Genomic DNA, 12059 nt, shown 5'->3' with positions numbered 1-12059 from the left:
ACGAAAGTAGCGGCAAGGTGCGATGCGTGAGTTTGCATCCTCACGGGCCGCGCCTTTCGCCCACCAGAACCGCCTCAACCGCCCCGACATACGAAGCACGCCGTCGCTCCAGGCGCGTCAATAGGCCAGGACTCGGGATGCGGGCGCCCTTCCGCCGATTGCATTGACTACATGCGGCAACGAAGTTTCGGAGGGAAGTCGCTCCACCTCTAGACCATGGATAGAAATGATCTCCGTGTTCGGCAGCTTGGGTGCAACGCTTCCCGTAACGTGACTCCAGCTCACATCGCCCCTTTGCTCGAGTCATCCCCTCGCGTCGCTGGTACCGCGTAAACCGGCGCTGCGGATCACGCCTGCGTAGGTCGCCCCTCCGCAAGACGAAAGCTGCAACTAGCAACATCACAATAAATGCTGCTGGCGCTCCGATCGCAACCCAGAGGCCGCCAAATACTTCTCGGATGAATGCCCCGATTGTGCCCGCGCCGATCTCGCCAATGCCTCGCGGCGAAGTAAAGAACAGGTAAACAGCCCCAAACAACCATGCCGCGGAGAGCCCGAAGAGCATGCGAAGGGACTGGCGCGTCCAATAGATACGCCGCAATTCAAATCGAAATGACTGGCCCACTGTCATGACGTGACGTTAGCAGGAACGTAGTTCACCATCAGCGGTGCGGGGTACAGCCGTGCCGCGTCCACGCCCGTATGGATCGGTACAGCGATCAGCTCTGCATAGCGCCTGAGGGGGTCACCACTGCGTCGCGGAAGATGAACGCGTCCCGATCCTCGCCGTCGCACGGCATGCCGGGGAGGTCCAGTGCAAGGTTCGGGGTGTTCATATAGAAGCTGTCCCAGCGGTCAGGGAAGGCGCTGCCCAGGGAATCGCGTCGTTCCAGGAGCTGATGCTCGACGCCGAATTGCGTGTGCCACTAGCTCGTCGTGAGGTCGGCTTGGGCTGCGCTGATGATGACCGTATCCGGAGTCGGTCCATGGGGGTGGAGTTTGCGCTCGGGGGCTGTTGTGCCTGTTTCTGCTCGTCAGCGGCCAATTGGACAACTTCTGGGCAAAGGCGTGCCTTATGGCGACCGCTGCCTCGTCGACTGCCAGTTGGGTGATCAAAGACAGGCTCAAGGGCGTAACCAACGGTGACAAGCCGCGGCAGCGGTAGCGAGCTGTTTGCCCGGAGCCGCGGAACTGCTGAGGCGGACTTCACTGCCCTGTAAACGGTGGGGATTGAAGGCCCGGTTTCGAGCCTGCAGGAAACATCCAATGGATAAATATTTCCCAGCACTAGCTATCTGCTCAGAACTCTGTAGACTTGACGGTGTTGTTGTGTTTGGCATTTGGTAGTTCAGGCAGTCCCCACGGTCCCTCTGGATCGTGACCTTCTGAAGTAACGGTGGAGAACACCCCACACCGGAGACCCGAAAGTCGGGAGCATCTCCACCTTCAGTAAGGACTGAAAAAAATGGCTACAGGTACCGTGAAATGGTTCAACTCCGAAAAGGGCTTCGGCTTCATCTCTCCTGAAGATGGCAGCCAGGACGTTTTCGCTCACTACTCTGCGATCAACTCCTCGGGCTACCGCTCCCTCGAAGAGAACCAGAAGGTTTCCTTCGACGTCGAGCAGGGCCCCAAGGGTCCCCAGGCAGTAAACATCCAGGCTATCTAGTCTTCGGATAACAAAGAAGCAGGGCCGGTCATCGACCGGCCCTGCTTTTGTTTGCCCTCATGCAGGTGATCCCGGCCTTGCAGCAGCGCCGGGTGCGTCCGCAGGGGGTGTAGCAAGCCCATGCTAAAACAAGCTGGGACTCGCTTGCATGTCCAAATTGAACATACTTACTAATCTAGTAAACCCTGATCGAACACATATCCACATAGCGAATTACACCCATGTAACTCTCGCTCAGCCCTCCGTAGCGTGGGAGGTAATCCACCCACAGAGCTGAGGGAGCATCCCATGGAGCACCTGATTTCCGAGCAGCCCCACCACCTAGACGAGTCCCGCCACCACCTAGATTTGCCCAAATCACCACCTAGATGGACCCAAATTGGCCTGTGCAAGGCCGTTTTGCCACCTAGTCCCGTTTTCTCGATCTAGCCTGCGAAGTGAGCCGCATGTCGGGCATCCACAGAAACAGAAGGTTGGGTCGAGTGTTCGATTCTGAGGTTCAGCGAATCCTCGACTTTGTCGCACGCGGAATTGGCGTGCGGGTCGTCGGTGCGCCGGGCAGCGGCAAAACGTCCGTGGTCCGCAGCGTCATGAGCAATCTGGAAAAGACCGGAGTAGCCGTTCACTTCATCACCGGACTGCGCACGCACCGCACCCTCCCGTACGCGGCCATCAAAGGACTCGGGCTGGACTTGAGGCCTGGCCGGAGCGGCGTCTTCGACATCGCTGACGTGCTGACCAGCCAACTGGCCACCAACGGGAAGCACCTGCTGGTGGTCGATGACCTCCACTTGGTGGACAGCGAATCACTGGCGGTCCTGGAGGCGGTTCGACGCCGATCCACTTGCCCCATGGTTGCCACGGCGCCCGAAACCTGGGCCTTCTCCAAAGGGCAGTTGGCTATCCTCAACAACGGCCGCGAGGCGCACCTGCAACTGGACCCGCTCCACTACGAGCAGGTTCACATGCTGATCGCACAAGTCCTTGGTGCACCGGCAGACGCAGACACCACAGCCCGGATACTCACCAAGTCCGCCGGGAACCCGCGGCTCGTCGTGCGGATCGCGGAAACGGCGTCCCTGAGCAACCTGCTGGTCATGAAGGACAAGCAGTGGTCCATGGCCACCAACACCCTCTGGAACGAGCACTTGCGGGGGACTCTCGAGTCACTCCTGGCAGAGCTCAGTGCCGAAGAGTTCACAGCGCTGCACACCATGGCGATCCTCGGCACCGCCCGTGTGGACGTCCTGCAGAAGGTCATCGAACCCGACGCCCTGGAAGGCCTCGAACGCAGGGGATTCCTCTCCGTCATGGACGACCACCACAACGGTTCCATCGCCGCCATCAGTCCACCCGTCATTGCTGACTACTTTCGAGGCAACAAGAACCTCAGGGACCGGAAACTGCTGCGACGAAAGATCGCCGGCGTTCTGGAGGCCGCGCCGCGGGCAGAGCAGGACAATCAGACAACGGCAGACTGCCTCGTTCAGGTCCTGGCTACCCTTCGTTTGGAAAAGGCCGACGGCGACGCCGTCACCGCCCGCCACTTCCACGACCACAATGCTGATCGTGAACGTATCCGCTTCGAACGATGGGAAGCCAACAAGTCTGCCGCCAACGCTGCCTCCCTGCTGCGGATCTATTGGGGCGCTCCTGTGGACGTCCAGCGGGCAGTCCGCGTCTGCAGTGAAACAACAACGTCCGACGCCGACCCCAAGGACGTCCTGTTTGTCACCATTACCCGCGCCATGCTCGCCGTCCACACCGGGCAAGGCCCAGGTGCCGCCGTCGACATCCTCCAAAAGTTCGCAGACGATAATCCGCACCATGCCGCGGAAGCCACCAACGCGATCACCTTCCTGAGCGCTTCCCATGGCAGGGTCCCTGTGGATACGCCAACAAGCGGGCTCGGTAGCAACCCGTCAGGGATGGGCAGCTTGGTTCACGGGCTGCTTGAGCTCTACCGCTTCAGGCCAGCTGCAGCCTACGACACCGTCGAAGGACAGAACGATGACGACGCCTTCCCTCACCTCCGCCCCTTCATTAGGGGTTTCGCGCTGTTCGCTTCCGGACGCATCGAGGAATCCCTCGTCTTTGCTCTGGACTGGCGGGCCGAAGCACGCAAGAACCTGGACCAATTCGGCGTGGTCACCAGCAGCTACATCGCTGCACACGGATTGCTGTACCGCGGGCACTTTGAAGAAGCGGAGTACCTCATGAGCAGTGTCTTCGCCATGGGGCGGCCAGGCTTCGTGGTGGACACACTCTACGACGCGATGCTGCGGCTTGCGGGGCTCCGCCACGCAACAACTGCCACGCCGCCGGCCCTTTCAATTGCCGCGCAGGCGCGGACAGACGTGCCCGACGTCGGACCCTTGCCCGGCATTGGCAAAGGAGCCTACGAACTGATTGCCCATGACAGCGCGCAACCTTCGACGTTCGACCGCAAAGCCGCGAAACTCATCAGACGCCAGCTGAAGAGCGGCTACGTTCTGGAAGCCATGATGACGGCGCTCCTCTGCACGTGCCTGAACCCGGGGCGTCCAGTTCTGGACCTGCTGCAGAAGATCCTGCGGGACAGCGGCGTCACGGTTCATGGTCAACTCATTGGCATTGCTACCGCCGTGGTTGAAGGGGACCACCAGCTCCTTGGACTGCTGCTGAAGCACTACGAATCGGACATCGACACCTATCAGGTGGGGATGATTCTCCGGGGCGCACTCAAGAGACACGTCATTGAAGGGGACACTGCCGCAGCCGACGCCATGGCTCAGGCCTCGTCCATGTTCGCCGTCAGGTTCCCGACAGCCAACGAACAACTCTCCTTCAACTCGTTCAGGACCACGCCACTGACCGAACGGGAGATCGAGGTTGCCGTCCTGGCGGGCCATCGCACCAACGTCGAGATTGCGGAACATCTGGGCATAAGCGCAAGGACGGTGGAAAACCACATCTCCAACGCGCTGCGCAAGACGGGTGCGACGTCCCGCAACGGACTCTTCATGCTCGTCGGGAATTCACTTCCGCCGCGAGGAGCCGGGATAAGCTGAAACCAATTCTCCCAACGCCGGTCTCCGACGCCACGCCCTGAGCCCGGTCCCTCAGCGTGAAGGGTTTCAGTGAACAACTCCCCGGCTTTGGCCCGCCGACTCGGCACGTTCGATGCCTCGCTTATCGGACTAGGCTCCATGATCGGTGCGGGGGTGTTCGCAGCCTTCACTCCGGCCGCTGCTGCCGCGGGGTCCGGACTGCTGATAGGCCTTGTAGTGGCTGCTTTTGTCGCCTTCTGCAACGCAACCTCCTCTGCCCAACTCGCTGCCAGATACCCGACATCCGGAGGTACCTACGTCTACGGAAGGGAACGGCTGGGACCTTGGGCCGGGTTCCTGGCCGGCTGGGGTTTCATCATTGGCAAGACCGCCAGTGCTGCTGCCATGGCCATGACCTTCGCCGCCTATGCCGCACCGCAAGGCTGGGAACGCCCGGTGGCGATTGCCGCCGTCGTACTCTTGACCGCGGTGAACTATCACGGGGTGACCCGGACAGCAGGACTGACCCGGGTGTTGGTGATTGCGGTGTTGGCTGCCTTGGCGATCGCGGTAACCGCCGTGTGGGGTGGGTCCGGCCCCGACTTTGGCGACTTTGCGGGGGAGGGGCTGCTGGCGGAGGGCTGGTACGGGATCCTGCAGTCCGCCGGTCTGCTGTTCTTCGCGTTCGCTGGGTATGCGAGGATCGCGACCATGGGCGAGGAAGTGCGCGAACCTCAGCGCACCATTCCCCGGGCGATCGGCATCGCGTTGGGCATCACGATTCTCATCTACGCCGTTATTGCGGTGACACTGCTCGCGGCACTCGGCCCGGAGGGTGTGGCTGCTACGCCCACACCGCTGGCTGACGCAGTGGGCGCAGGAGCGTTGGCGTGGGCCTCGCCTGTTGTACGTATTGGGGCCGCCGTCGCCTCGTTGGGCGCGCTGTTGGCACTGATCGCCGGACTCGGGCGGACAAGCCTGGCGATGGCCCGCGAACACGACCTCCCGCACTGGCTCTCTGCCGTGCACCCCAAGTACAAGGTGCCCCATAGGGCCGAGGTGACTCTTGCCGTGGTGATCTGCCTGATCATTGCCGTGGCCGATCTTCGCGGGGCCATCGGCTTCTCGTCTTTCGGCGTGCTGCTCTATTACCTGGTGGCGAACGTCGCCGCCTACACCCAGCCAAACGAGGATCGTCGCTATCCGAAGTTCCTGCAGGTGGCCGGCGCGGTTGCATGCGTTGTTCTTGTCGCGACGCTGCCGCCCGTATCAGTTGGGCTGGGCCTGTTGGTGTTCGTGGTGGGTATCGCTTACAGGGTTATCAGGTTGCGGGTAATCCGCTAGGCCAGTTCGCGGGTTGGTAGTGGAAGGAATCGGCGGATCGCAACAGCCGAGACCACAGCGATAGCACCAGTGAACAGCCACGGCGAGGCAGCCGCCGTCGACGTTTGGTCAGCAAACTCGTACAGCGGCGCCATAGCCGTGTTTCCGATCAGCACCATGGCGCCTCCGCAACTGGCGAGGAGCCCGTAGTAGGCGCCGGTGGGTCGGCCGCCGGCGAAGTCCATGACGAGCCGCATTGCCGTGGGAGTCGCGCACATGTTGCCCAGGCACAGGCCGGTGACGAGGGCCAGTGCCGGCAAAGCCGGCAATGATCCGATGGGTGGCTGAGTAGCCAGGATTGCGACGGCGGTGAATCCTGCGGCTTTCAGACTGAGGCCTAAAGTCAGGGCGTTGCGCTCGCCGAATCGGCGCATGAGCTTGGCGACGGGCCACTGCAGTGTGACCGTCAACAACGAGGCGTACGCGAAAACCACGCCAAGCGTGCCGGCGTCGAGACCGCTGCGTCGCAGCTCCACCGGGAGGCCGAAGTACAGCTGGTTGTGTGCCAGCAGGCTGACACTGAAGAAGCAGGCGAACGCCACAAAGCGCTTGTCGCGCAGGCAGGCCAGGAGTTGGCGTTTGGGGACCGCTGCGTCTGTTGGCTGTAGGCTGCCACGCGCGCGTGGCAGGAAACGCCAGAAGACGAAAGCCATGACCGCGAAGATGGCCGAGGCGACGTAGAGGGAGACTTCGAAGCCGAAGCCCAGGAGCAGGCTGCCAAGCAGTGGGCCCGCCACGGCCCCGAATTCGCCGACGATGACCAGCGAAGCGAAGAGGGTTGGCCGGTGTTTCCCGGACGGTTCGCGTCGTTCCTCGGCTGCGGCGACCAGGCTTTCGAGTGCGGGCGAGAACAACGCGCCACCGACGCCGGTGACGATCGCACCCGCGAGGAAGAGACTGAAATTGTCGGCCGCCGCCAACAGCAAATAGCCACTGACCCGGACGATGCACCCGGCGACCATGGTGTAGCGGGCGCCCCAGCGATCGGAGATGGCACCGCCCACCAGGAACATCCCTTGCTGGGCGAAGGTCCGTGCTCCCAGGACGACTCCGATGGCCACCGCGCTCATGGCGAAGTCGTTGGCCATGGTGAGGGCAATGAACGGCACCACAGAGTAGAACCCGATGTTGAAAATCAGCTGGCTGGAGAGCAGGAGCTTCGGGTTGGGCCTGGCTGGCCGTCCCCCGGGCTGGAGGGGTGTCTGGGTGGAGCTGGTGGCGGGTTTCATGAACGGCTTTCCTTGGCGGCAGGCACGTTCGAGATTATCAATAATCGTTCTCGTTTACTCCTGTGACGACTCGCGGCGTTTCTGGCTTGGGCACGACTCCACCTGGGGGTAGACGGGTGGAGCCGTGCCGTAGTGCCTCCTACGCCAAAGCGGGTGGGGCTCCCGCCGGACACCGGGACTCCCGCTTCGGAGGCACATAAGGAGACTACGGGCGGGTTCGTGGCTCTAGGTGGCAAATTTGGGCGACTAGGTGCCGTATCCGGAGTAATTAGGTGTTGGTGCGGAAGAAATAGGTGGTGGCGGGGAGCGCCTAGGTGGTGGCTGCCCGGCCGCTTGGCTTAGCTGCCCGACTCACCCGCGCCGCCCGGTTCACCGCGAAGCCGATCACCGCCTGCACCGCGAGGCGAAGAGTGACGGTGAGGCTGACGACAATGAGGGAGATGGCGAACCCCCGCGCCATGGCCGGTGCCCAGATGCTCAGCAGCACGTCCCACGGCACTGAATCCATGCTGGCCAACCAAAAGACAGCAACACCCATGGCACAGAGCGCCACCGTCAGAGGTCCCGCGATGAACGTAGTGGCAGGACCAGTAGCGGGATTTACCAGGCAGAGCACGGCTGACACTGAAGCCCAGCACAGCACCGTTGTGCTTACCCAGAGGAAGTCGGCGTGGGAGGCGGCTTCCGCGGTCCTGATGGGACTGATCAGCAAGAGCTGCGACACGAGGAAAATGCTCCCTGCGATGCCTGCCACCAAGCCCAGGACCAAGGGCAACCAGAACGAACTGCCGGGAGCCTTAAGGTGAGGGCGACGCTGGGAGTCAAGGCCGCCGTCGTCGTCCTTGTTGTCATCAAAGTACATCCAGCCACGGGCTTCACGTCCACGGGAGAACTGTCCATAACAAGCCGCGATGGTGGCTGTGATGCCCAGCACCAGGGCAACGCCGATTCCCGGCCACTCGTCATAGCCGTACTGGATCCACAATGCGCCGCCCACCCATCCGAAGTTTGTGAGGGCAAGATCCAAGCTGTCGGCCATCGAGGTGGTGACCACAAAAATTGCGGTGCTGAGCAACGCCACAGGCAGCCAGAAGTGCCGGGGACGCCTGGCCAGGAGTGCCAGGGGGAGGCCTATGCTGGCGAAACCCGCGCAGATGAACACTGTTCCGAGCCCGGCGATGATGGGAGCGATCAACGTCATGGGATCCACCGGTGCGGAAACGTCCTGCCCTATCCCCGCGAACGACAGGACCTGCCCCAGCGCCAGGCCCACGGCAACACCGACGGCGACCCTGAAGACGCCCGGCAAGTCCCGCGTCGCCAGTGAATCCCGCGGATTACGGGCCGAATGAGCGGATCCCGCCGGATAAGCTTCCGCTAACGAAGCCGCCAACCGTGATCGCCACAGATCAAGACCGACGGTAAAACCCAGTAGCGATCCCGTCACTGCCGCTGAGGCCCAGATGCCACCCAGTACGACGCCGGATCCCGTCAGCAGGGCGGTGGCGGTTCCCACAACCAGTGGACCAACAATCCCGGCGAGGGCACCGGCGCTCAGCGAACGGAGGAAGTCGCTGGTGGCGGCTTTACTCGGCGCGTGGAGGACGGCGACTCTTGCCTCGCGTGTCGGGTGGCGCATGCGCAGGCGCCGTATCCACGGGGCGAGAGTGCCGGGTCCGAGGAGTCCCAAGCTGGCGCTGACCTTCTGGTATGAGCCCTGCGCGGCACGCAGGTCGGCATCATGTTCACGCGAGCGAAGCAAGGCAGCTGTCACGATTTCCACCACGACAGCCAGGAGGACCGCACGCCAGAGGTAGTAGGGAAGCAGCGAAGGACCCTCCCAAATGGCGCCAGCCACAGGAACGAGAAGCACCACCAAAGTCACGTACCACGAGCTCCGCGCCAGCCAGGCCAGTTCCACGTCGCGGTGACGGATATGCGCGAACTCATGGAGGATCACGCCGTCGGCCGGTCCGGGCCGTACAAGCAGACCGACAATCTTTGGCGGCAGGGCAACTGCCGTTGATCCGGGCCTGCCGAAAGAAAAGGCATCTCCCATTCGTGCCGGACCGATGAATAGCTTTGGTACGCGACGCAGGCCGGCCTCGGACGCCAAGTCGCCGAAGCGTTCCACCACCGCGCTGTGCTTTAGCGACGGCGCCTGCAGGGCTCGCCGCCGTCGAATCATTAATGGCACAACAAACATGACGGCCACGGCGAACACTGCCATGACCCCCGCCCCGGCCAGGGACCAGAGGCCCCGCCTGATCTCCAGAGGTGCCGTGCATTGCTGTTGCTGAGCGAGATCTAGAGCCAGACACTTACCCAACTCTTGGACCCATTCCCGTCCAAGGACCACGTTGTGCATCCATGAGCCCACAAACAAGCCGACCGCCAGAAGTGCAGCAACGAAGAGAAGGTACAGGCCAGTGGTGGGTGCGGGGAGGGCGAGTACGTTGACCCGACGAGGATCAACTGCTGGCGTCAACGGCTTCTGGTCCATCCTGACCGGCTCCTAGGGATTGGAGAGCTACGGAAGATTCACCTGCTGAGGACCCCGAGGATTGCGTTTCCCAACAGATCGGCCTTGGTTTCGTCGAGGCCAAGACGCTTGGACTGCTCTTTGGCGGCGGCGAAGACGCGGTCGCGCTGTTCCGCGGTGAGTTCGATTGCTGCACTGGTGGAATCCTGTGGGGAGTCCAGCCGCAACACCCTGCGAACGGCTCCCGTCACTGCAGGTTTGGTGGCGTCCTTCACCGCGTCCTTGGCCACGTCGCGGAGCAAGTCACCGAGGAAAGCGATGACGAACTGGGCCACGGCGAGGGCAAAAGGTGCAAGCAAGGCCAGCTCCAGGCCGAAGCCAACGGCCTCATCATTCTTGGCCGGTTTCAGAGTGGATTCGGGATCCGCGTAGTACTCGTCGGCGACTTCGTCGAAGGTGAGCAGTTCATCAGGGGCGGCCCGCTCGATCATCAGCCTTGCCAGTTCAGTGCTCACATCACGTGTCTCGCCCATTGGGATGTCCGTGCCCAACTCTCCCATGGTGCCCCCTTGGTGAGAATAGAACAGACTCGGAGGTCTGCCGTGGGACACATTGTCCGCCTGACGGTGGGGGACCACAAGGCCATAAGCCGCCGTCGTCGAGCTTCGCCTTTCGATCAGCGGTACGGAGCCGCTGACCTGGCGTCAACTGGCTCGGCGGTTAGCAACCGAGCTGAAGGATGCTGCCGCGCCAGGTGGCTAGAGCGGTGCGGTCGCGCTCGGGGAGGTCGGCGGCCTGAGTGAATTGTTGAGGGTCGAACCCGGCCAAAGCCGTCCGAAAGGCTCCTTCGGTGGTTGTCCCGTGGCGCTCGCAGAGTTCGTTGAGCACGGATTCGGCATTGTTTCTGTTGCTGCTGGCAGCGCGGACGTCGCCGAGCCTGACGGTTTCGAGGTAGTCATCTACGATTTCCTCGGTGCCGGCGTTCACGGCCGACAACAGAATCATGGCAATAATTCCGGTCCTGTCCCTGCCACCCATGCAATGAAAGAGGACGCCGCCCGGCGGTGCGTTGAGTATGGCTGAGATAGCAGCCCCGGCTCGTTCGGGCATCTCGGCCAGGTGGGGCAGGAAATACAGTGCCGTGCCCACCAAACCGTTGTCCCAGTAGCCAGCCCAGAACTCGGTGTTCTCAAGGCCGTCGAGATCCACGTTGATCGTGGTGAGCCAGGGTGGGCGTTTCCGGGTGTCCTTTTCACGTTCCCCAGGTTGCCGAAGATCGATGACGGTTCGGATGCCTGCTTCGTAGACTTGTTTCCACCCGTCGGGGCTTATCCGGTCCACGTTGTCGCTTCGGAAAAACACCCCGTGCGGCGTCAGGGTTCCGTCTGCACGTTCCAAACCGCCAAGATCACGGGCGTTGACCAGACCATCAACCCGGAGCGCGCGGTCCTTCCTGCCAGACTCTTCCATGCCCCAAGTAAAGCAAAGGGGCCCTACGCCCGCGCGTGCAACATGGGGGTGACCGCAGCCTCTCGGCCACGGTCACCCGCAGGATGACTACTTCTCACAGCCGATTCCGTCTCCGTCATTGTCTAGGCCGTAGATGTCAGAACCAATGACACTCACTGGGCCACGTACATATGCCGGGCCGTTGCCTTTGCCGCCGGCACAGTCGACGTCGGACGCAACGGGAACGCAACCCGAGTAGTTCGGATCGCAGTTACTTTGTGCCTGCGGCGCCGCCGGGACAGCAGCTTTGGGAACAAGCTTGGCAGCCGCGGCGTCAGCGGCCGCTTTGTCTGCTGCTGCTTTATCGGCTGCTGCCTTTGCGGCCGCAGCTTGAGCTGCCGCGGCCTGGTCAGCTTCGGCTTTGTCAGCAGCTGCCTTATCCGCAGCGGCTTTGTCCGCTGCCGCCTTCTCGGCGGCAGCTTTAGCAGCCGCCTCAGCAGCTCGATCATCGGACAGTTTCTTGGCGGTCGCTGAGTCCAACCACGTTAATGTGCCGGCGCGGTCAATCGCGCAGACGTACGTCTCGCCGGAAGTAGTTTGAGTCGCTTTCTCACTCTTACAGGCGGTCCCAGCGACCTTGCTGGGTGTTGGCGATGGTGTCGCTGAAGGTGTTGCCGTTGTGCTGTTCACCGAACTGGCGCTTGTTGTCGTCCCTTGACCGCAGGCTGTGGTCATAGCCAGCATCGACGTGATCGCCACCAGCCCCAGTGTCTTCCTGCGTTGAGCCCACGAAGACTTGCCTGACAAATGCCTGATTT

General features: G+C 62.2%; 10 protein-coding genes. 3 read left to right on the top strand and 7 right to left on the bottom strand.

From position 1 onward, the window contains the following. Positions 1-40: 40 nt before the first annotated feature. On the bottom strand, positions 41-307 hold the full coding sequence (locus ABIE35_RS03955) for an HNH endonuclease (protein WP_354513017.1): 267 nt from the start codon (positions 305-307) through the stop codon (positions 41-43). Positions 308-1465: 1158 nt separating this feature from the next. On the opposite strand from ABIE35_RS03955, the gene cspE reads away from it, so the two are divergent. The 3 genes from cspE to ABIE35_RS03940 all read left to right on the top strand — a co-directional run bounded on the left by cspE (position 1466) and on the right by ABIE35_RS03940 (position 6042). Then, positions 1466-1669, top strand: coding sequence for a transcription antiterminator/RNA stability regulator CspE (gene cspE, locus ABIE35_RS03950; protein ID WP_011773907.1), 204 nt, complete (start codon positions 1466-1468; stop codon positions 1667-1669). Between the two features lie 482 nt (positions 1670-2151). Next, complete coding sequence (locus ABIE35_RS03945) at positions 2152-4719, top strand: LuxR C-terminal-related transcriptional regulator (RefSeq protein ID WP_354512563.1); 2568 nt, start codon at positions 2152-2154, stop codon at positions 4717-4719. Positions 4720-4788: 69 nt separating this feature from the next. After that, a complete protein-coding gene (locus tag ABIE35_RS03940; protein ID WP_354512561.1) occupies positions 4789-6042 on the top strand; it encodes an APC family permease in 1254 nt (417 codons plus the stop codon). Here the strand turns inward: ABIE35_RS03940 and ABIE35_RS03935 are convergent. From ABIE35_RS03935 to ABIE35_RS03910, 6 genes are all read right to left on the bottom strand, one after another. After that, the gene (locus tag ABIE35_RS03935; protein ID WP_354512559.1) at positions 6039-7310 is read right to left on the bottom strand and encodes an MFS transporter; all 1272 of its coding nucleotides are present in this window, start codon (positions 7308-7310) and stop codon (positions 6039-6041) included. The two genes, ABIE35_RS03940 and ABIE35_RS03935, sit on opposite strands and share 4 nt — an antisense overlap. 310 nt (positions 7311-7620) lie before the next feature. After that, positions 7621-9813: a M48 family metalloprotease gene (locus ABIE35_RS03930; protein ID WP_354512557.1), complete on the bottom strand. Its 2193-nt coding sequence runs from the start codon at positions 9811-9813 to the stop codon at positions 7621-7623. Between the two features lie 38 nt (positions 9814-9851). Then, a complete protein-coding gene (locus ABIE35_RS03925) occupies positions 9852-10307 on the bottom strand; it encodes a hypothetical protein (protein ID WP_354512555.1) in 456 nt (151 codons plus the stop codon). Between the two features lie 205 nt (positions 10308-10512). Further along, complete coding sequence (locus ABIE35_RS03920; RefSeq protein WP_354512553.1) at positions 10513-11262, bottom strand: tyrosine-protein phosphatase; 750 nt, start codon at positions 11260-11262, stop codon at positions 10513-10515. Between the two features lie 87 nt (positions 11263-11349). After that, positions 11350-11781 carry a hypothetical protein gene (locus ABIE35_RS03915; protein ID WP_354512551.1) on the bottom strand — a complete coding sequence of 144 codons (432 nt, stop codon included), beginning with the start codon at positions 11779-11781 and terminating at the stop codon, positions 11350-11352. Between the two features lie 76 nt (positions 11782-11857). Continuing rightward, complete coding sequence (locus ABIE35_RS03910; protein ID WP_354512549.1) at positions 11858-12031, bottom strand: hypothetical protein; 174 nt, start codon at positions 12029-12031, stop codon at positions 11858-11860. Between the last annotated feature and the right edge of the window lie 28 nt (positions 12032-12059).

It is taken from the genome of Paenarthrobacter sp. 4246, assembly GCF_040546855.1.
GTDB lineage: Bacteria > Actinomycetota > Actinomycetes > Actinomycetales > Micrococcaceae > Arthrobacter.
The sequence above is the reverse complement of the archived record's forward strand: the minus strand, read 5'-3'. Positions and strand labels throughout refer to the sequence as shown.